Source organism: Cytobacillus spongiae (assembly GCF_021390075.1).
Map to the genome: position 1 here is coordinate 964,490 of NZ_CP089997.1, position 20,666 is coordinate 985,155.

22 protein-coding genes are annotated in these 20,666 nt (G+C 36.7%); 13 read left to right on the forward strand and 9 right to left on the reverse strand.

Features of this window, described 5'->3' with window-relative positions; all coding sequences use genetic code 11:
- Positions 1-107 precede the first annotated feature (107 nt).
- From LS684_RS05125 to LS684_RS05155, 7 genes are all read right to left on the reverse strand, one after another.
- Positions 108-1,454, reverse strand: a complete 1,347-nt coding sequence (locus tag LS684_RS05125) for a hemolysin family protein (RefSeq protein WP_233810502.1) — start codon at positions 1,452-1,454, stop codon at positions 108-110.
- 92 nt (positions 1,455-1,546) lie between these two features.
- Positions 1,547-1,948, reverse strand: a complete 402-nt coding sequence (locus tag LS684_RS05130) for a MerR family transcriptional regulator (RefSeq protein WP_267930412.1) — start codon at positions 1,946-1,948, stop codon at positions 1,547-1,549.
- A 346-nt stretch (positions 1,949-2,294) separates the two neighbouring features.
- Positions 2,295-2,843 carry a GNAT family N-acetyltransferase gene (locus tag LS684_RS05135; RefSeq protein WP_233810504.1) on the reverse strand — a complete coding sequence of 183 codons (549 nt, stop codon included), beginning with the start codon at positions 2,841-2,843 and terminating at the stop codon, positions 2,295-2,297.
- Between the two features lie 125 nt (positions 2,844-2,968).
- On the reverse strand, positions 2,969-4,099 hold the full coding sequence (locus LS684_RS05140) for a histidine kinase N-terminal domain-containing protein (protein WP_233810506.1): 1,131 nt from the start codon (positions 4,097-4,099) through the stop codon (positions 2,969-2,971).
- Between the two features lie 260 nt (positions 4,100-4,359).
- The gene (locus LS684_RS05145; RefSeq protein ID WP_233810508.1) at positions 4,360-4,548 is read right to left on the reverse strand and encodes a YgaP family membrane protein; all 189 of its coding nucleotides are present in this window, start codon (positions 4,546-4,548) and stop codon (positions 4,360-4,362) included.
- Between the two features lie 77 nt (positions 4,549-4,625).
- Positions 4,626-5,279 carry a Crp/Fnr family transcriptional regulator gene (locus LS684_RS05150; RefSeq protein ID WP_233810510.1) on the reverse strand — a complete coding sequence of 218 codons (654 nt, stop codon included), beginning with the start codon at positions 5,277-5,279 and terminating at the stop codon, positions 4,626-4,628.
- Between the two features lie 74 nt (positions 5,280-5,353).
- A complete protein-coding gene (locus tag LS684_RS05155; RefSeq protein ID WP_233810512.1) occupies positions 5,354-6,784 on the reverse strand; it encodes a cryptochrome/photolyase family protein in 1,431 nt (476 codons plus the stop codon).
- A 204-nt stretch (positions 6,785-6,988) separates the two neighbouring features.
- Between LS684_RS05155 and LS684_RS05160 the strand changes: the two genes are divergently transcribed.
- The 5 genes from LS684_RS05160 to LS684_RS05180 all read left to right on the forward strand — a co-directional run bounded on the left by LS684_RS05160 (position 6,989) and on the right by LS684_RS05180 (position 10,384).
- Positions 6,989-7,219: a FeoA family protein gene (locus LS684_RS05160; RefSeq protein ID WP_432418795.1), complete on the forward strand. Its 231-nt coding sequence runs from the start codon at positions 6,989-6,991 to the stop codon at positions 7,217-7,219.
- Positions 7,216-9,225, forward strand: a complete 2,010-nt coding sequence (gene feoB, locus LS684_RS05165; RefSeq protein ID WP_432418796.1) for a ferrous iron transport protein B — start codon at positions 7,216-7,218, stop codon at positions 9,223-9,225. Before LS684_RS05160 ends, feoB begins: the two co-directional genes overlap by 4 nt.
- A 19-nt stretch (positions 9,226-9,244) precedes the next feature.
- Positions 9,245-9,394 carry a FeoB-associated Cys-rich membrane protein gene (locus LS684_RS05170; protein WP_233810516.1) on the forward strand — a complete coding sequence of 50 codons (150 nt, stop codon included), beginning with the start codon at positions 9,245-9,247 and terminating at the stop codon, positions 9,392-9,394.
- A 127-nt stretch (positions 9,395-9,521) separates the two neighbouring features.
- Entirely contained in the window at positions 9,522-9,980 is a 459-nt protein-coding gene (locus tag LS684_RS05175) for a helix-turn-helix transcriptional regulator (protein ID WP_233810518.1), read from the forward strand.
- Between the two features lie 32 nt (positions 9,981-10,012).
- Positions 10,013-10,384 (forward strand): hypothetical protein, encoded by a 372-nt coding sequence (locus tag LS684_RS05180; protein ID WP_233810520.1) that lies wholly within the window; start codon positions 10,013-10,015, stop codon positions 10,382-10,384.
- A 65-nt stretch (positions 10,385-10,449) separates the two neighbouring features.
- On the opposite strand, the gene LS684_RS05185 is transcribed toward LS684_RS05180, so the two are convergent.
- Positions 10,450-11,877, reverse strand: coding sequence for a TIGR00341 family protein (locus tag LS684_RS05185; protein WP_233810522.1), 1,428 nt, complete (start codon positions 11,875-11,877; stop codon positions 10,450-10,452).
- Positions 11,878-11,995: 118 nt separating this feature from the next.
- Positions 11,996-14,167, reverse strand: a complete 2,172-nt coding sequence (locus LS684_RS05190) for a beta-propeller domain-containing protein (RefSeq protein WP_233810524.1) — start codon at positions 14,165-14,167, stop codon at positions 11,996-11,998.
- A gap of 487 nt (positions 14,168-14,654) precedes the next feature.
- Between LS684_RS05190 and LS684_RS05195 the strand changes: the two genes are divergently transcribed.
- The 8 genes from LS684_RS05195 (at position 14,655) to LS684_RS05230 (ending at position 20,249) form a co-directional block, all read left to right on the forward strand.
- Complete coding sequence (locus tag LS684_RS05195; protein ID WP_233810526.1) at positions 14,655-14,807, forward strand: hypothetical protein; 153 nt, start codon at positions 14,655-14,657, stop codon at positions 14,805-14,807.
- Positions 14,808-14,888: 81 nt separating this feature from the next.
- A complete protein-coding gene (locus LS684_RS05200) occupies positions 14,889-16,946 on the forward strand; it encodes a transglycosylase domain-containing protein (protein ID WP_233810528.1) in 2,058 nt (685 codons plus the stop codon).
- A gap of 217 nt (positions 16,947-17,163) precedes the next feature.
- Positions 17,164-18,450, forward strand: coding sequence for an MFS transporter (locus tag LS684_RS05205; protein ID WP_233810530.1), 1,287 nt, complete (start codon positions 17,164-17,166; stop codon positions 18,448-18,450).
- 211 nt (positions 18,451-18,661) lie between these two features.
- The gene (sigY, locus tag LS684_RS05210; protein ID WP_233810532.1) at positions 18,662-19,213 is read left to right on the forward strand and encodes an RNA polymerase sigma factor SigY; all 552 of its coding nucleotides are present in this window, start codon (positions 18,662-18,664) and stop codon (positions 19,211-19,213) included.
- Positions 19,185-19,535, forward strand: a complete 351-nt coding sequence (locus tag LS684_RS05215; protein WP_233810534.1) for a YxlC family protein — start codon at positions 19,185-19,187, stop codon at positions 19,533-19,535. The genes sigY and LS684_RS05215 overlap by 29 nt, the downstream gene beginning before the upstream one ends.
- Positions 19,532-19,738, forward strand: a complete 207-nt coding sequence (locus LS684_RS05220; RefSeq protein WP_233810536.1) for a sigma-Y antisigma factor component — start codon at positions 19,532-19,534, stop codon at positions 19,736-19,738. Before LS684_RS05215 ends, LS684_RS05220 begins: the two co-directional genes overlap by 4 nt.
- Before the next feature lie 12 nt (positions 19,739-19,750).
- A complete protein-coding gene (locus LS684_RS05225; RefSeq protein ID WP_233810538.1) occupies positions 19,751-19,954 on the forward strand; it encodes a hypothetical protein in 204 nt (67 codons plus the stop codon).
- A complete protein-coding gene (locus LS684_RS05230) occupies positions 19,935-20,249 on the forward strand; it encodes a YbjQ family protein (RefSeq protein WP_233811549.1) in 315 nt (104 codons plus the stop codon). Before LS684_RS05225 ends, LS684_RS05230 begins: the two co-directional genes overlap by 20 nt.
- The last annotated feature ends 417 nt before the right edge of the window (positions 20,250-20,666 follow it).

Here is a 20,666-nt window from a genome sequence, read left to right on the forward strand (position 1 = left end):
TTTACGAAAATAAAAAAAAGACTATCCGACAAGCTCAAAATTCTACAAGCTTGTCGATAATCTGAAGGATTCCTCATAGAGAGGATTATGGTTTAAATGTAAATTTATTAAGACAATACTTCTGTACTGTTCATCTCGATAGAGACAGCAATTTCTTCAGCTGCTATTTTTTTTACTTCTAGATATTTGATATGGTGTTCCTCCATATCTAAAATTTTAAAGGAGAAGCTTCCAATATGAAGGGTATCCCCTTCTTTAACGTCATAGTTCTCAGTTAAAGCCCAGCCACCAATTGTGTCAACATCTTCATCATCAATTTCTAAACCTAGTAGGTCATTCACTTCACTCACTAGCACTTTAGCGTCAATAATATAGTGTTCATCATTCATCTTACGAACCATCGGAATTTCATCATTGTCGAATTCATCGCGTATATCACCGACTATTTCTTCCACGATATCTTCCACCGTTACGAGACCTGATGTACCACCATATTCATCCATTAAAATGGCCATATGAATTCTTTCTTTCTGCATTTTAAGCAAAAGGTCATGAATTGGAATGGTATCGATGACGCGAATGATCGGTCTGGTATAAGTTTCAAGTGTTTCAGATAGAATTTCTCGATTTCTAATCAATTCAGTCATGATCTCTTTAATATTCACCATTCCAATGATATGATCTTTATCCCCATCAATAATTGGATATCGAGTGAATTTTTCTTCATGAACAACTTCTAAAAAGGTCTCAAGTGTGTCATCTTTTGCTAAAGAAACAATTTCTGTTCGAGGAACCATAATTTCCTTTGCAATACGATCATCAAAATCAAAAATTTTATTTACATACTTGAACTCTGATTGGTTGATTTCGCCACTTTTATAGCTTTCGGATAAGATCAATCGAAGCTCTTCTTCAGAATGAGCTAGTTCATGTTCAGACGCTGGTTTTAAGCCAAACAGGCTTGTAATAAGTCGAGCAGAACCATTTAAAGCCCAAATGAAAGGGTACATTAATCGATAGAACCATATTAATGGACGTGCAAATAATAACGTAATTAACTCTGCTTTTTGTATAGCAAGTGTCTTAGGGGCTAATTCACCAACTACCACATGTAAAAATGTTACAAGCGCAAAGGCAAAAGAAAGGGAAAGAACACTTGTCAAAGATTCAGGTAAGTTAAGTCCACCTAAAAGCGGGTGTAAAATGTGTTCAAATGTAGGTTCACCTAGCCACCCCAAGCCAAGCGCTGTTATCGTAATTCCTAGCTGACATGCTGATAAATACTCATCAAGGCTGGTAATTACTCTCTTTGCAGCGAGCGCACTTCGATTGCCTTCTTCCATTAACTGATCGATTCTAGAGCTTCTGACTTTCACAATGGCAAATTCTGATGCAACAAAAAATGCCGTTAAAGCAATTAAAATGGCAATGAGAACCAAGTTAAATATGTCCAAATAAGTTTCCTTATCTCGTCTTCACGAGTAAGGAGTCACCTCCCAATAAAACAAAAATTAGTTTTGTCTGACAGCGCCTTAAAGCAAGCAGACTAGTTTTTAAAACTCGATAAGGATTTAATTAACGCCGTGCTCTCTACACTCATTTTCTCGGAGAAATTATGCTTTTGTTGTTCATCTAAGCATCCCATAAGCGGGAGTAAGTCAGAGATGTCTTTTCTTAGCTGCTTCATCTGTTGTGTCAAAAGATTGATATGCTTTGTTACTTCAATGTTTTGAATTTCCCCTGATTTCTTTATTTCAAGCTTTCTTCTAATCTCTTCAAGGGGAAGGTGTAGAAGTTTGCACTCTTCGATAAATTTCAAATCTTCAAGTGACTCTTTAGAATATAACCGATAATTTGACTGAGAGCGTTCAGCTTTTAATAATCCTAGACTCGTGTAATAATCTATTGTTCTCTTAGATACATTTGCAATAGTTGCTAACTCCCCGATACGATAGCCTGCCCCATCATATCACCTCTACTTATAAAAAAATGGGCTCTGATATTTCTTCACTGTCGTGTATCGGACAAAATGGAGAATCATTTATTCTACTATTTTAGTAAACAGAAGATTATCAGAGAATACAAATAAACTTAATTATACGGGATGTTAAACCGTACAGTCAAACGTAGTGGTTTTGAAAAAAGTTTACTACTTCTATTGTATGATAAAAAACGCTATATATGAATAGGGAGTAGTTTGATAATGATTATATAAAATAGTCCAATCCTAAATGTGCGCTCTTTACTTCAACTGCTACAAAGTTGAAGTTTTATGCAGTATATTTAAGCTGACATTAACCTTTAACTCTCCATTCATCCGAGAGTAACCCATATATGATTAAATCGTGATAATTCCCATAAAGTTGTTCAGCCCCCCGAATTTTTCCTTCTTCCGTAAACCCAAGTCGCTGTGGAATAGCACGGCTTTTTATATTTTTTTCACCGCAACGGATTTCAATGCGGTGTAGCTTTAGGTCATGAAAAGCATGGTTAATAAGTGCTTGGCATGCTCGAGTCATAATGCCTTTTCCTTGAAAACCTTCTGCCAAGTAGTATCCTATACTTGTTTGTCTATTTGCCCAATCAATTTGATGAAAGCCAATACAGCCAATCAGCTTTCCTTTATAGCGGATTCCTGTATTCATCCCTTGATTGTCGGCAAACTGTTTTAGCCACATTGGAATAATTGAATGGTATTGTTGAACGGATGTCATGCTATCAACCCAAGGTAACCACTCCCGTAAATGTAATCGGTTTTGATTTACAAGCTGATAGAGGTCCTGTGCGTGATGCATTTGGAAAAGCTGTAATTGAATTTCATTATCTACGTCAATAGAAAACATTTTTTCTCCTTTCGTGTTAATCAAGATAAAATGGAGAGTAAATATGGAGAGAACCTCTTTTTAATCGTTACCGTTCTCCAATTTTCCTCCAAAAAAATGCCCCTGCAACCAATGTTTGAGGGGGACTATACATCTTTGGCTAGTGGTAACGTAATTGTGAAGACCGTTTTAGATGGTAAGGACATGCATTCTAATGTGCCTTTATGTTTTTCAATAATTTCTCGGCAGACAAATAAACCTAAACCGGTTCCTAACTTTTTAGTTGTTACAAAAGGTTCAAAAATGGAAACAAGCAGTTCTTCTGGTATCATTGGTCCGTTGTTTGCAATGTGGATTGTAATACGCCTTCCATCATCAATTTTTGTAGTTAGCTCAATTTGTGGATCACTGCGATAAGTACTTAATACGTCAATGGCATTGAAGATGATATTTATTAGTACTTGGCGAATTTCATCTGCGTATCCAAAAAGTTGGATATCTTGATCCAACGACTTTTGAATTTTAACATTGCTATCGAGAATAGAGGGATAAAGAAATATTAATACCTCTTCTAATAATGCATTGAAGAAGAAGTTTGTTTTTTCTTTTCCAATCAGTTCTTTTTTAGATAAGAGTAAAAATTGAGACACACGGAAATTCAGTTGTTCAAGCTCATTCGAGATGATGTTTAAATATTTTATATCTGGATGCTCTGACTTAATTAATTGAATGAATCCTTGAACAGATGTTAGTGGATTTCTAAATTCATGGATGAAACTTGAGGTCATTTGCCCCAAAAGAGTTAATCGATCTTTGTGGGTGGAATTAATGAATTGATTTTTTTCTTCAATAATTTGCTCCTTCATTTCTGAGTAGTAGCTAACCGCATAGTGGAGGAATTTATCAAAGCAAAAATTAATCCTGTCAATTGCTGGCTGTATGTAATCCCATGTTTCACCAATTTTGTAGAGGTTGCTAAAAATGACCGATCGTCCTAAATTTACGTTATATACAAAATTCCCAATATTGCTACTAGATTTGGCCCTTTCCTTGGCAACTTTAATAGCGAGAATTTTGATTTTCTCATCCGTTTCATCATATGAACATGAAAAGATCTTAAGGAGCGTGTCAATCAACTGGTTGCAGTTTAATTGAATTTGTTCTTCCGTACATGGCTCCTGCTGGTCTACAACTACCTTCGCTTCCCATTCACCTACTAATTTCTTTCGATTACTTGTTAAATAATCAATGAGTCGTTCATTTGTTAACGTATACATGAATACACCTACTTACCATTATTCAATCAGAGCAAAGCGTAACTAAAATAAGGATAACCACTATTAAATATTTATTTACAAAATATTTACACTACTTGTATTCGTTTTTTTTGTGAAAAAATCCTTTTATTTCTGAAAAATTCCCAGCGAAATCGGTATATCTAAGGATAATAGTTGTATACATGTTCGATTGAAATATGGACTGTCACAAGTTCAAGCAAAAAATAAAAATAACCCCAGCCATTTGGCTGAGATTATTTTTATTTTTTGCAGGTGCTAATGTTGAAAGGTAAATATAAAGGACAAAATCGAATAAAAGCGGTTAAGACGAACACAATTCCTAGTATTCCAACGTATTTCATGTTTCCTTCTAAGAAGAATGAGCCCAATAACAATATACCAATGATCAAGCGAATGATTCGATCGGTGCTCCCTACATTTAACTTCATGCATATTCCCCCTTAATGTTGTTATGATTATAATGATATATATTAGGGGAGGAAGAATATGTGACTTTGTCACATATTCACAGGTTTGTCATTTTTTCTTCTAATGCCAACCGATTAATCAACTGAATTTTCCCTCTAGATAGGGATAGAATCTTGGCTTTCTCTAAGCTTTTCAGAATTCGGCTAATGACTTCACGTACCGTTCCAAGCTCAATTGCCATTTCATCATGAGTAATGGCAATTGAATTTTCGTCCTCTGTTAGCCTATCGAGTAAAAACTCAATCACTCGTTCATCTATTTTTTTGAAGAGAAGGTCATCAAATAATGCCATCATGGAGATAAAACGTTTGGCTGTGTGTTGATAAACAACCTCTTGAAGCTGAGGGTATTCACTAAGCCATTCTTTTAAGTCATGCTTATGAATTAATAGAAGAGACGTGTCTTTTAATGCTTCAGCACTAGCAGGATATGGCTGGGATGAAAGAGCACTTGTTATCGTTAATATACATGCTTCACCAGGTAATACTTTATAAAGGTTTACAACCCGTCCATTTTTATTGGCTTTGTGAACTCTTACTTCCCCTTTATATACAAAAGTAGCGTACTCACACGTATCTCCGTCCCATAGCATGGTAGTACCTTTCTTTACTTCAGTTTGAATGATTTTCTTTTGTGATTCTTCTGGCAGTGAGTGGACAAAAGGAAAAACCATTGATCGTTCATTCTCCATCTTAAACACCCTTTATTCATTTACCTTCTATTTTATAAGAAATAATTGAATTCTGCCCTTAAGAAATTGACAAATTAGCTATCATTTGTAGGAGGTTTCTTTTCTTTTTTCATTTGTTCATATCGCTCCAACGTCCTTAACCGCGCCCTTTTATGATTGACAACGGGCTCAGGATAGGTGTTTCCAAGTATGACTCCAGCTTTTTCTAATATATGAGCTGGTGCTTCCCAAGGCTTATGAATGTATTCAGATGGCATGTTTCGAAGAGAGGGAATCCATCTTTTGATATATTCTCCTTCCGAATCAAATTTTTCTCCTTGAATAATGGGATTCATAATTCGGAAGTAAGGTGCCGAATCTACTCCAGTACCAGCTACCCATTGCCAACCTAAGGAATTGTTAGCTAAATCCGCATCAAGCAAGGTGTCCCAAAACCACTCAGCTCCTTTTTGCCATGGGAGGAGCAAGTGCTTTGTGAGAAAAGAGGCTACAATCATTCTGACACGATTGTGCATATACCCCGTTTTCCAAAGCTCTCTCATTCCTGCATCAACGATTGGATAGCCTGTATTTCCTTCTGTCCAAACCTTATATAGAGCTTGATTTTGATCCCATTGAAAGGAATGGAACTGATTATTCAGTGAATCAACAGATGAATGAGGAAAATGCCACAATAAGTAGTACGAAAATTCTCGCCATAATAATTGTCTAATAAACTCCTCGGAGTCTGGAATCTTCTTTAATTCTAAAAACATCGACCTAGCAGAAATTTGTCCAAACGTTAAATAAGGTGATAGTCTTGATGTTCCATCATGAGAGGGGACATCTCTGTTCTGATGATAGTCGCTTATTTTCGTACGAGCAAACGAATTAAATAGGTTTATAGCATGTTCTTCCGTAGGATTCCATTTCTCCAAGAAGTTATCTGCCCAAGATTGACGAGGCAACAAACGGAGTTCCTCAATAGGTACAGTGGGTAGCTCAATACTTGAGAGTGGCTCTAGAATAACTGGTAATGGGAGTGGGATATCTACCGCAAGAACCTGTTTGTAAAAATGGGTAAATACTTTATAAGGTTTTTTCTGTTTATTTATGATTGTCCAAGGGGGGAGAAGGAGGCAACTTTCAAATGTTTTTACCTGAAATCCCGATCTTGTGAGCTTTTCTGCTAGTTCTCGATCTCTTGAATAGACAGCTGGTTCGTACTCTCGATTCCAATAGATACAGTGTGCTGATGTTTCATTGATTAATCTAATTAATTCTTCTACTGTATCCCCTTTCCTTATCGTCAAATGTCCACCTAATCGATTGATTTGATTTTCCATAGCAGATAATGCGTAATGCAACCACCACTTTTTCGCTTCTCCTAGCTTCCATTTCCCCCGTGAATGCTCATCATGGATATATGCAATAATCATGTTTTGATGCTTACTAGCTTCATATAATGCTGGATTATCATGTAGACGGAAATCATTCTTGAATAAATAGATGACTGTATCGTTCATATTGAATGGTCCTTTCAAACTTTCATTCTTATTCTTCTTAAAATACAACTGATCTTCCATATTTAGCAAAAAAGAATGTGTTATTTTCCCTTAAGGAGTGATATATGACACAGCATTCTGGAAAAAACCTTGATATAAATAAAGAGAATCATTCTCAATAGTATTCCTACTTAGTAAACAAATAAATAAAATATATATAAGGTGATGAGCATGTTAGGAAATTTAAAGGTTGGAAGCAAAGGGATTATTACCGATATCTCAACAATTGACCATTTAGTTCGCCGAAGATTGCTAGATTTAGGAATTACAGAAGGATCGGAATTTTGTGTGAAGTGTTTAATGCCGTTTGGCGGCCCGATTATGCTTGAATCATGTGGACAATGTGTCGGTATTCGTCGTAAAGAGGCGCGAAGTATTAAGGTGGAAGAGAAATGATGGAGATTGCACTGTTAGGAAATCCAAACACAGGAAAAACTTCTTTATTCAATACGTTAACTGGCTCATATGAATATGTTGGGAACTGGAGCGGTGTAACGGTTGAAAAGAAAATAGGAACATTTAAAAACAATCAGGATCGATTAATTGACCTTCCTGGTATTTATACCCTAAGTCCACTTTCAAAGGACGAGGGAGTTGTTACAAACTTCTTTTTACATGAATCTTTTGATCAAATTCTCAATATCGTTGACGCCTCACAAATGGAACGCAATTTACAACTAACGTTACAGTTAATTGAATATAACAAGCCGTTAGTAATTGGATTAAATATGGTAGATGTAGCAACGAACAGAGGAATCCGCGTCGACACAGAAAAGCTTTCTTCCATACTAAGAATACCTGTAGTACCAGTAATTGCTCGAACAGGGAAAGGATCCGAACAATTAGCTAGTATTGTCACTGATCAAGTAAAGACACTCCCTAAGAAAAATACAATTGACTATGGAAGTGCAATTGAGGACGGGATTTTAAAGCTTGAAGCTATGTTAAAAGGAGAAGATAAACATTCAATCAGATGGTTAGCTCTTCAGTTATTTGAAGGAAATACTTATGTAAGAGAATATCTTTCGAATTTTATAGTCGAGTCTGAAATTGATCATCTTGTCAATTCTACTAGAGAAACTGTTAGGCAGAAAGAGAATGGCAAATCACTTGACCAATTGATATTCCTTAAAAGAAAAGAAACCATTCAACAAATTGTGAAAGAGGTCTCAGAAAAGAAGGAAGGAACGAAAGCGCCATTATCTGAGAAAATCGACGCGATTGTCACAAATAAAATTTTAGGTCTTCCTATCTTTTTAACCCTTATGTATCTGATGTTTATGTTGACCTTTGACTGGCTAGGGTTCCCTTTATCAGATGTATTAGACGGGATAATTGCGGGTCCCATTTCTTCCGGGATTGAAAGATTTTTAGATTTTGCAGGTGCTTCTTCATTTATCCGTTCTTTATTATTAGATGGAGTTGTCGCAGGAGTTGGCGGTGTACTTGTGTTTGTTCCGCAGATTTTTATTCTTTTCTTTTTTATTTCTTTATTAGAGGATTCTGGCTATATGGCACGTGTAGCACTAGTCATGGATCGATTAATGGAAGCAGTCGGATTAAATGGGAAAGCGTTTATTCCTATGATGATTGGTTTTGGATGTAACGTACCTGGAATTATGGCAGCCCGTACGATTGAAACTCCGAAAGAGAGATTATTAACTATTTTGTTAACACCACTCATGTCCTGTTCGGCAAGGCTTCCTGTATATGCGCTTTTTGTCGGAGCATTCTTTTTGCAGCATAAAGCACTTATTGTATTATCTCTTTATGTATTAGGGATTATTGTAGCGTTAATCCTTGCTAAACTATTCTCTTTAACGATATTAAAAGGTGAGACTTCCATCTTTGTCATTGAATTACCACCGTACCGACTTCCTAATTTCGGAGCACTTTGGAAAAGTACGTGGGATAAGGGGAAAAGCTTTGTAAAAAAAGCTGGAACGTTTATTTTTGCAGGTTCAGTTTTTATTTGGTTGTTATCTTATATGGGGCCAACCGGCTTAGATGTGGCAATGGATGACAGCTTTTTAGCAGCAATTGGAGGAGCTTTGGCACCACTCCTAGCACCAATTGGTTTTGCAAGCTGGCAAGCTGGTGCATCCCTCTTAACAGGGTTTTTAGCAAAAGAAGCAATTATTTCAACGATGAATATTATCTACTATGTTCCAAACGAAGCAGGGTTGCAAGGCTTGCTAGTGGATTATTTTTCTCCTTTAGCTGCATACAGTTTTATGGTATTTATCCTTCTTTACATCCCTTGTTTAGCTACGGTCGCAACCGTATATAAAGAAACAGGTTCAAAGAAGTGGACAGTCTTTTCAGTTGCCTATGCCTTAGGAATTGCCTATCTCCTTTCATTCATCATTTTCCAAGGCGGGAAGCTTCTTGGATTAGCCTAATACAAATGAGGTGTTTGAAATGTTTGCAAATATTGTAATCGGAACAGCGGTCTTTGGGTACGCAAGCTGGGCAATCTATCGGTTTATTAATCGTTCAAAAGCAGGGAAATGTGCTGCATGTAGTATAAGAGAGAGCTGTTCAACGAATTGCTCAAGTCAGTCTAAATAAGTGAATTTAAATAAAATTTAGGCCAGCAATCATTCGATTTGCTGGCTTTTATATGTTTATTCTTTAATTTTTGGATAAAATGGTGTAAAATTACACTAAATGATAAAAAAAGGAATGAAAAGGGAATTTGACAAGAGAAGAGATTATTGCAAAGGTATCAGAGAAGTTGCGTCTCATTCGTACAGAAGCTGGGTATACACAGGATAAAATGGCAGATATTATTGGCGTATCAAAAAAAACACTTGTTCAAATTGAAAAAGGAAGAGTTTTCGCAAACTGGTCTACTGTAGTCACGGTATGTGCACTATTTAGAGAAACAGAAACCCTGCAGTTCTTATTCGGAAATGAACCTTTAGAGGTTATTGAAACAGTTGCTCGAGAAGGAATTGATGTTCGAAAGGAAAAAACATTGGGAGGAAAAGTATGGTGGAAGGAAGTTGAGCGGAAAAATAGCTATATTCTTCAACAAAACATTATCAGCCAGCACTTTCGAATTATCGATGTAGATCGATTTCGGATTTTTAGCAGCTTTGATGAAAAATTATCAAAAGAGCGCTTTATTGAGTTGACAAGCAGGAAGCAATAAATAGTTAGTACTGTATAGGGGGAATACGGGAAATGACTCCATACAACCTTATTTTTGTGGTGTATCCTTTGATAACGATTTTGATTACTGTCGCTGTAAAATTTAGTTTTCGTACTGAAAAAGCAAATATCATGATCTTACTATTCATTTATGTAACGGCAAATGTATTTCTATTCATGCTTGTGGAAGGTGCTTTCTTTACTCATCAATTTCAACCTGAGGCAAAGGGAATAAAAGTGTTTTCAGGATTGGTTATGAGAGAGTGGCTTCGGATTGTATTCATTCCAAGTGTCTTCACATTCTTCTATTTAATCCTAAGCTTTGTTACCTGCTATATCTTTGACAAAGGACACCTCTTAAAAAATGTACTTCAGAAAAGGCTGTCTTATCGAAAATATCAGTAATCTAGAGAATCAAACCCTCTCTGTGTAAAAAGCTTGAGCTAGAAAATGAATCTAGCTCAAGCTTTTTATGTTTCATCATCCTTTGATACCGCCTCTTTTTCATCTGTCTCGATGTCTTCAGTGAGTTTAGCTTCTTGTATGAGAGTGACCAATACCTTTCTTTTTAACTTGTCTTCAAGTACTGTTTCGATGGTTCTAGAAAACTGTTCATCTAGGAATTTTTCTCCCTTAATTTGAAGTTGTATTTGATAAGTACCAGAACCCTTTTGGTATTGAAATACAAAGTCTTCGAGGACATAACCTTCAAATAGAAGGAGTTTTTCATCAACTGTTTGCTCGATAATATGTTCAGGTGTATCGCTTTCTATCACTTCAATAACTTTTTCTTGTTGTGTTGGAAAGAGAGATTGAAATGCATTGGTCGAGCTTTCGTTGCTGACCTTCTGAATAAGAGATACATTTGCAGTCAGACGTACAGGTGCTGCTAGGCGATATTCCAAGCTGTTTTCAAGCGTGCGAATATCATCAGGAGAAATTACACGATCCGTATGAATCTCCGTACTAATTACATAGGTTTGTTCTTCCTTATCAAAATGTACAGATACAAGTTTGGAATCAGGAGATAACACTACAAATCCTTCTTCTAGGCCTGCTCGAATAAGCTTTTCAGTACGATCAGTGTCAATTGAATTAGACATAAAAAAAATCAATGGGATGCTAACAAGCAATAACAGCGTGATGGGATAGATAATCTTATTTTGAACAATCCGATTGCTAACTGATTGATTCTCGTTGTTTGCATTTAAACCAAAATAGTTTGATATGGACGGGGTGGTAAACCCTGCGATTTTAAAAATTAGAATCCCTATCACATGGATGGCGAGCATGTTAACAAAAAATAATAGAAGAGCTCCTCCAGCAAGATGGAATTCCTGTTTTGCAATGCTAATTCCCACAACACAAAGCGGGGGCATTAGCGCTGTAGCAATAGCAACTCCGGGAAGAGTAGCGCCTGCACGATAGCAAATGGCATATGTACCTGCAGCTCCCGAGGCAAGTGCAATAATTAAGTCGATTAGCGTAGGCTCAGTACGCGCTAGCACTTCGGGTGTAAGCACAGCAACAGGGAGGAAAAGAGTTAACAAAGTAGATAAGACAATTGCAATCATCGCACCGATTAGTTCAGCCTTAATTGTTACTCTAAGCAGTCGATTGTTTCCAGTAATTAAAGCAAGTGCTCCACCCAAGATAGGATTCATGAGGGGAGCAATTAGCATGGCTCCGATAATAACAGCTGTACTATTCGAGAGAAGTCCATAGGTAGCTACTGAGCATGAAAGAACTACCATAATATAGAAATAAGCATCTGGTTGAGATTCCTGCCCAATTTTTTTTATAATTCGATTTCGCTCATGCTCTGACAGGTTGTAACGCTTTCTCTTTTGCTTTTCCGCGGCAATACTATGTTCGATAATTGGTTGCTCCATTTTCATTAACCTCACCCTAATTAATCTATCAAAATTATAACGGTATAGAAGGTAGAATAATAGTAAAATTTAGGAAAGCCAATATAAAAGGGAAAGACCTATTCGGTTGAATAGGCCTACTATATTATTGAAATGTTAATTGTCCCATTAATTGATAACCCTTAAGGCTATGGGCACTGATTCCTGTATTTGATAGGGCATAGAGGTTTTCTCCTATATAGAGTAGACGAAGAATTTCACTTTCCCATTCCTCATAAGAAGCCTTTCCATCATGATGGGTAATTTTAGATTGGAGTGACAAACCTTCAGTTGAGTCAATTGAATATACATATGCACCTTGAAATTCGAAGGTTTGCTCATATTCACTTCCTTCAACATCGTTGTAGATATTGATTGGGAAGGCAAAGATGTTTTTCTTTTTATCAAAGAGCAATGCTTTATGGTCATGGTTAAGTGGTGAATAAGTTCCTCTGCCACCAATAATTTCAGTGAATTTCTCTTTAGGTTGTGTTGGATTGGTAATATCAAACATTGAGATCTTGACGCCATTTGTAAGGATGCGCGGCTGTGTGGAATTTTTATCTGTAACGATCTTCGTATCGTGACCAAATCCTATAACATGATTTTCATCATAAGGGTGTAGATAGTTACTAAACCCTGGTATTTTTAATTCCCCTAGCACTTTAGGCTCAGCTGGTTTAGAAGCATCAATGACAAATAGAGGGTCGGTTTCTTTAAAGGTGACGATGTATATTCGGTCTCCCATAAACCGAGCGGAGTAAATACGTTCACCTTTTGCTAAGTTTTCTAATGCTCCCATTTGCTTTAACTTCTTATCGAAAATATAGAGTTGATTCGTTGATGGTTTGCTTTCATCCCATGTTTGACCTTTCGTAGTAGCTACTCTGAAAAAGCCATCATGCTCATCCATTGAGAATTGGTTTAATATTCTCCCATTCACTTTTGTAGATCCAGTTAAGTTGACTGAAAGCTGATCAATGGAAAACCGATAAATCGTTGTGTCTGGGTCATAGATGAAGTCGGATTCAGAAAAAATGTAGTTTTCAACTCCGATATATATATTTTCTTTTGACATATACAATTGTCCTCCGCTACCAAGAAATGTTTGAATAGAGGCTGGATCCTTTGATTTTTCCATATCGAAAGCAGCAATAGTTAAGTAATTCGTTTCTTTTGTTTCAGGAAAATACTGAATGTCCTCATAAGAAATCGACTGTATCTCTTTGTGAACAGCGCTATCCTTCATACGTGGACGAATATCCATATCTTCATTCTCCTCTAACAGCCAGTAATCTGGATAATGACTGGTAACGAGATACACAATGCTGCCAATTTTACGAGTGGAGGTCATGTGTCCTTCCAAAGTAAGGTCTCTCACCTGGTTTGGATTTGTAGGATCACTTATATCATATACAATCACTTTTGTTGATTGGTGAAAGGGCGCAATGCTCACTTTATCTTGCATTTGTTTCGATTGGTTTTCATGCAATTGATATTCCTGACCAATTAGGACTAAATGTTCTCCTTGGAGGTATAGTTGATTTGCTGAAAAGGATTCATCATAGGTTATTTCAGCAGCAAGTTTCATTTTGTCTGCAGGTTGTGCTTGAATAATCCTTATTTCTCGATCAGAAAGCTGATAAATATATTTCCCGTCTGTTTTCACAAGGTCCCCTTCATCAATTCCTTGAACTTGCACATTTGTCTCTGAATGGTCTTGAGTATTTAAGCCAGTTTCCATCGAAGAATCAGCTGCTTTTTCTTCAGTAGCGTCTTCCTTGAAAAGGGGGAAAAACTGGTTGCGATTCGACTTTTTCTCCTTCATGACTGTTAAGAAGTATTGCTGTAATTTTTCCTTTGAACCAATGACTGGAAGCTGTTCTTTGATAATAAAGCTTTGGATCAGTGTAGAAGAAAGATTTCTCCCCCATGTGGACTTAACTCCTTTTCCAACATGAAGAGAATAGGAACCGGCATCTACTGAATAGCCTTCCTCTGGAGGAGAAATGATGATGGATCTTCCATCACGACTAATAGAAACCTCAGTCTCTTGTTTTTCTCCATCACTATTTTTTACGTATACATTTCCATTATGGATCGTATCTTTATCTAACTTCTGGGAAAAAGGAATCGTCCATACTTGATTCGTAAGCCCAACCGGCTTAGTATCCATTGTCATTTGGCTGCTCTCTACATGCAACTGTGTTGTTATAAGATAGAGAGCGATGCAACCTATCCCAAAAAACAATGCAACCCCTAATATCCATTTCTTCATTGTTAAGCCCCACCTTTTTAGTCCTTTATAAGATATGACAGGATCAGTTGGAAGAAGGTTACACTATTTTAATAAATTGGCTTGTTTTCTTATAAATAGAGGGCTGCTTCTATAAGATTGTTGTTTTATACAAGGGAAGATTAGCTTCTTTATATGAAGGTTATCAGTTTGGGGCCTGCGGGAACAGTGAGGCAGGTGAGATCCCAGAGACGAAGATGAGATGGCTCACCGCCAACCCGCGGCAAGCAGTATGCTGGAGCGGAAAATTTCCCATGTCTCAAAGCAGCAATGTATACAAAACAGCCTTAAAGAAAAAGGGGGTTGGATAATCATTTAGTGTCCATTCAATAGAATTGGAAACTTCTTAGAATGGAAAAGGAATAGTTAGTCGGTAGGGAATGAAAAAAATAGAAATAATTTTAAAATACGGTCACAAAATCTTCCATGAAATCGAAGGGTATGAAAAACGGCTTAGAGGAGTTAGGTTATGGATATGGAAAAATATATAGAAATCCATCCCACTATAAAAAAATGCATGAAGCATTTAGACGTTATTCAAGCTGATGATAAAACAAAACAAATTGTGTACATGTATATGGAAAGCTTAATGAAAGAACTGAAAAGAGAACAAAATAAATAAAGAGAAAAAGCATGCGATATCATCTCGTTTGCTTTTTCTTATTTTAGGGAATAATCACACAAAAATGGGCAGGAGAACCGTATGAAAGAAAGAAAAACTTGGATTAATAATGTCATAGCCTTTTGGAAAAAGAAACATCTTACACAGTGGTTATTACTAGTAGGACTAGTGTGTTTATTAGGGATACTGAGCTTCTTCTATTATTTTTCTAAAACAGTTGATACAACTTCATTACAAGAAGGGTTTGCACAAGCAACCATTATTTATGATCAATATGAAGAAGTTGCGAGTAAGATTTCAGGAAATATAACAGAAGGGGTACCCATCGAAGAGTTTCCTAATCACTTAATTGATGCAGTGGTTGCGGTTGAAGATCATCGTTTTTTTGAGCACAATGGAATCGATTTAAAAGGAATTGGTCGAGCATTCTTTAGAAATTTCTCAGCAGGAGAAGTGGTTGAAGGCGGAAGTACAATAACTCAACAGTTGACAAAGAATGCTTTGTTGTCACCAGAGAAAACATACAAACGAAAGATCGAAGAGTTATTTCTTGCGGTCGAGTTGGAAAAGGAATACTCAAAGAATGAGATTTTACAACTGTATATGAATAAAATCTATTTTGGAAAAGGAGCTTGGGGAATCAAACAAGCGTCACTAAAATATTTTGGCAAGGAAGTAAGGGACCTTACGCTAAGTGAATCGGCCTTGATTGCAGGAATTATAAAGGCACCATCTGCCTTAAATCCAATTGATCATGTAGAGAAGGCGATGAATAGACGAAATGTGGCATTAACGAGAATGCACGATTTAGGCTTGATTACAAGTGAGGTACTTAAAGAAGCTCAGGCAGAGAAAATTCAAATAACTGATAAGGGGGTAGACCCACTCAGAGGAAAATATCCGTATTATGTTGACCATGTGTTAGATGAAGCTATACGTGAATATGGTTTTACTCAGGATGAGCTTTTAACAGGGGGATACCAAATATACACAGAACTGGATCCCAATATGCAAAGGGCGATAGAAACAACATATACCCAATCAGAGTTATTTCCAAAGGGTACGAATGAGCAAATCGTACAAAGCGGATCTATTTTGATTGATCCTCGAACAGGAGGAATTCGTGCTCTTGTTGGAGGAAGAGGTGAGCATGTATTTAGAGGATTTAATCGTGCCACTCATTTAAGGGTTCAACCAGGCTCAACAATGAAACCTATCGCTTCCTACACTCCTGCTTTAGAAGCTGGATGGAACATAACAGACTCACTAAAGGATGAGAAGTTAGACTTTGGAGGCTACCAGCCAAGTAACTATAATCACCGATATTTAGGTCAAGTACCTATGTATGAAGCTGTTGCTCAATCATTGAATGTTCCTGCCGTTTGGTTACTTCAACAAATTGGAGTAGAAAAAGGAATCGAGCTTACCAAAAGGTTTGGAATTCCTCTTCAAGAGGGTGACCAAAACTTAAGCCTTGCTTTAGGAGGCCTTGAAAAAGGAGTATCTCCTCAAATGATGGCTGAAGCTTATGGGGCTTTTGCGAATAAAGGAGTGCGTGTGGATTCACATGCTATTAAAAGAATAGAAGATAAAGAAGGAAATATTGTAGCTAAGTGGCAAGAGAAGACAACAGAAGTGACTACAGTAAGTGTCACAGAAAAAATAAATACAATGCTTCTACATGTTGTTGAAAGTGGCACTGGTAAAGGAGCGAAGATTGCTGGAAGGGAAATAGCTGGGAAAACCGGTTCCACGCAAGTACCTATTGAAGGAGTGAATGGAATCAAAGATCAATGGTTTGTTGGGTATACCCCTCAGTTGGTTGGAGCTGTTTGGGTAGGCTATGATCGAACAGATCGAAATCACTATTTGACGACAACAAGCAGTGAAGGAGCAGCTTTAATTTTCAAAGACATCTTGTCAAGTTCGTTGCAGGGGATTGAACCATTGTCCTTTCAAGTGCCAACTGTTGCTGCATATATCGAAGAACGAAAGAAGAAGGAACAGCAAGAACAAATGCAAAAGTGGCAAGAGGAATTAAAGAAAGATGCCGAAAAGTGGCAAAAGAAGCTTGAAAAGGAAAAGAAGAAGTGGGAAAAAAAGTGGCAAAAGAAAAAGGAAAAGAATGAAGATGATTAAGCGATCAAAATAATAGATTATGAAGATGTTTGGAGAGCAGATTCCAAACATCTTTTTTTATTCACATAAAAAATACCATCTTCAAAGATATCGAGGTGTAATAGAAGCTGGATGAACCTCCGTCTACAGACTGAGCTCAAAACCATCAGTAGTCACTTATCCTTATAGAAGGAAGCGGTTAGAATGAAGTTACCAGTTAAAGAATAGGGGTATGGAAATGAACAAATTTAAAGAAATTTTCAAAAATCCGAATTTTGTTAAATTATTTTTTGCTAATTTTACCTCACAGATGGGAAGTACGATAGGGTTAACCGCCTTTATGTTTTATTTGCTCGAGCGATTCTCAGACCAACCTGTATATGCTTCCATAACAGAACTTATGTATTCTTTACCAACTTTGTTTATCTTTTTTCTAGTCGGAGTGTTTGCTGATCGAATGGATCGTCAAAAAATCGCTCTTTATTGCGATTGGATTGGGGCTGCTTTATCAGTTCTCCTACTTCTTGCAATAATGACAGAATCAATGCCACTTATCTTTTCCATGTTGTTCTTGAGAAGCGCAGTACAGAAATTCTTTTATCCCGCAGAAAGTGCGATTATTCAAGGAATCCTGAAGAAAGACGATTATACGGCAGCAGCTGGCATAAATCAGCTAGTAATGAGCTTATTTATGCTATTTGGGAACGGGTTAGGAATTTTGGCGTTTTGGACTGTAGGTGTATATGGAGCTATTATCGTTGATACGATTACATTTATTATTAGTGCTCTGTTAATTCGCTCTTGTGACATCACAGAAGAAGTGAGACTTCCAAATGGGCGTCATACATTGAAAGACCTTAAAGTAGGGCTCGTTCTGAATGATTTTAAGGTTGGGATGCTTTATATCGTAAAGCATAAGCTATTAAGGGCGTTATTAATGGGCTTCTTCATCTTTGGAGTTGTAAACGGTGGATTTACAGTCATGCCTGTGTTTATCTTAAAATATAAGCTAGCTCCCACAAGCTATGAGGAGATGTCAATTTATATTGGAATAATCTTTGGGATAGGTGTTTTACTCGGAAGCTTTTTAGCATCACTAATAAGCCAAAAGATGAAGCTTTATCAAATGGTTATTATTGGTGTGATCGTTTCGGGAGGCTTCATTATTCTATCTTCATTAACGAACGATGTTGTAGTATATTTAGTTCTTACTTTCCTTTCGGCACTCGCCTTACCATTAATAAATATTGGGATTGGAGGCTGGTTGCCTAGCATCATTGATCCAAAGATGATGGGGAGAGTTCAAGGGTGGGTATCCCCGCTAATGATGCTATCTCAATCTGTTACATTAGGGTTAATTGCATTTAGCTTTCCAGCGTACCTCTCGGTTGAAATGCTCTATTGGTTAGTAGGGGGGTGTATGGTTTTTACAGGAATATTATATATGATTACGCTGCCAAAATATTCGAAAAACACTTCAGTTCAAGAGAATGTAGCTAGTGTTAGGCAAACAGGGACTGTATAATGGTTTATTGTTATATATACCTAATAATTTGATAGAACGATAAGCTCGTCAAATGGCGAGCTTTTTTGATAGGTCTAGAAGCTTTAAAGAATGGCAACTGACAACGATACGAAAATTATCTTTCTTTTTTTTGAACGATTTTCATTCGTCACTCGTCTGATGAATGATAAAAAACCAAGCGGGTCGAAATAGAGGGAAGTGAGGGGCAGGAATGGAGGAAAGAGAACTCATTAATATGGCGCAGAGTGGCGACCAGCTTGCATTTGCCAAATTATTTCAGGAGAACTACTCATTTTTACGTAGGTATCTAATTAAAGTTACGATGAATTTAGATGTTGCTGAAGAGTTAGCACAAGAAACAATGGCAAAGGCGATTGAAAAGATTAAGCTTTACCATGGAAAGGCAAAGTTCTCCTCATGGCTGATATCAATTGGAACGAACCTTTATATCGACCAACAAAGGAAAATGAAACGCTCTCGCAATTGGGAAAGGCAAGAACAAGAGCAAATGTTTCGGAAAATTAAGTGGCAAATGGAGAGTCGAAATGAAGAATGGAATGACGTACTAACAGCTCTAGGTAAATTAGCAGAGGAAGTAAGAATTCCGATTGTTTTGAAGCACTATTATGGATATTCTTATGATGAAATTGGTGAAATACTAGGTATTTCTTCTGGGACAGTGAAATCTAGAGTACATCATGGGATAATGGCAGTTCGGAAGGAGTTGAAAGTAGATGAAGGACAAGAAAGTCATAGACTTTGAAAGAGAGCCTCAAGATGAACACGATCTTCAAGCAATCATAGAAATAAAAGAAGGGTTGAATGCAATTGAGAAGATGGACATAGAGGCAACGCCTAGCCTTGATTGGTTTCAACAAATGGTTAGTATACAGCAACAAAATTTACGCAAAAAACTAGTGAGAGATATAGGTATCTTTTCCTTTATTGCTTTGTTCGTTCTAACAGGAGTTCTTTTCACATTGTATCAGCTTCCAATCGTATTCTTTATTTTGCAAGGGATAATAACTATCGGGATTGCTATTTATAGTGGAATACGGTTCTTCAAGCAGGTGAACGAAACATGAATGAAGAAATTTCATTGCCACTTTTAATTGTTGTAGCCATCATCCTAATTTGCCAAAGCATCTTCTTATTTATGGATGCGAGAAAACATGGGCATAACTACTGGTTTTGGGGAATCATTGCTCTTATTCAAGCACCTATGCCTACCATTGTTTACCTCATATTTGTTCGGAAAATTTGGCAGAATAAAGACCATTTAGAATGAGAGGAATTATAAATGGAAAAGCTTAAACAATTATTATTGTTTATTGCAATTGCTGGACAATTAGTAGGCTTGTTGATGTTATTCATTAACATAAAAGTTGCAATTGTTGTTTATATAGTTTACGCATTATCAATCTTTATGATTTTTTATCTATTACTTAAAGAACGTAAAAAAGAAAGGCGGGAGGATGAAGAAAATGATTATCGTGACTACTGATTTTGTACCTGGGCAAGAAGTGAAGGAGCTTAAAGGTTTTGTTAAAGGCAGTACCGTGCAATCCAAACATATTGGCCGTGATATTATGGCGAGTTTAAAAACAATTGTAGGTGGAGAAATCAAAGAGTATACAGAGATGATGGACGAGGCGAGACAAAAAGCGATTGGAAGAATGGTGGAAGATGCAAAAGCAAAAGGTGCCAATGCAGTCATCTGTATGAGATTAGAGACATCTGCAGTAATGCAAAATGCTTCTGAAATTATGGCTTACGGGACAGCTGTAGTAGTTGAGTGACCACTGTTATTATCTAGCTCTATCAAATAGCGAAGAACAAAAAATCTGAAAAATGGGAATTGACTTTATTTATAGTTGGTGATAACCTTACATGTATGGAAAAACATGTGAAGTAAAGGAGGGTTATGAAATGATCGTATTTGATATGAAAAAACAAACAATTGAATATGATATGTTCGTAACCTACTAAAAACTAACTGGTTTTTATAACATTTTTGATTACTATTATAGAATTTTCACAGGTTACGGTTTCGTCGTCCCCTGTGTTTTTTTATGTCATAATAGGCATATCGCACATAATGGAGCGGTATGTCTTTTTTTGTTTTCTATAAAATTCAGAAAATTCTAGGTGTATATCATCTAGTTTTCATAAAACAAGGCTATTTTCTAAAAGATTGTTATTTTATACCAGGTAAG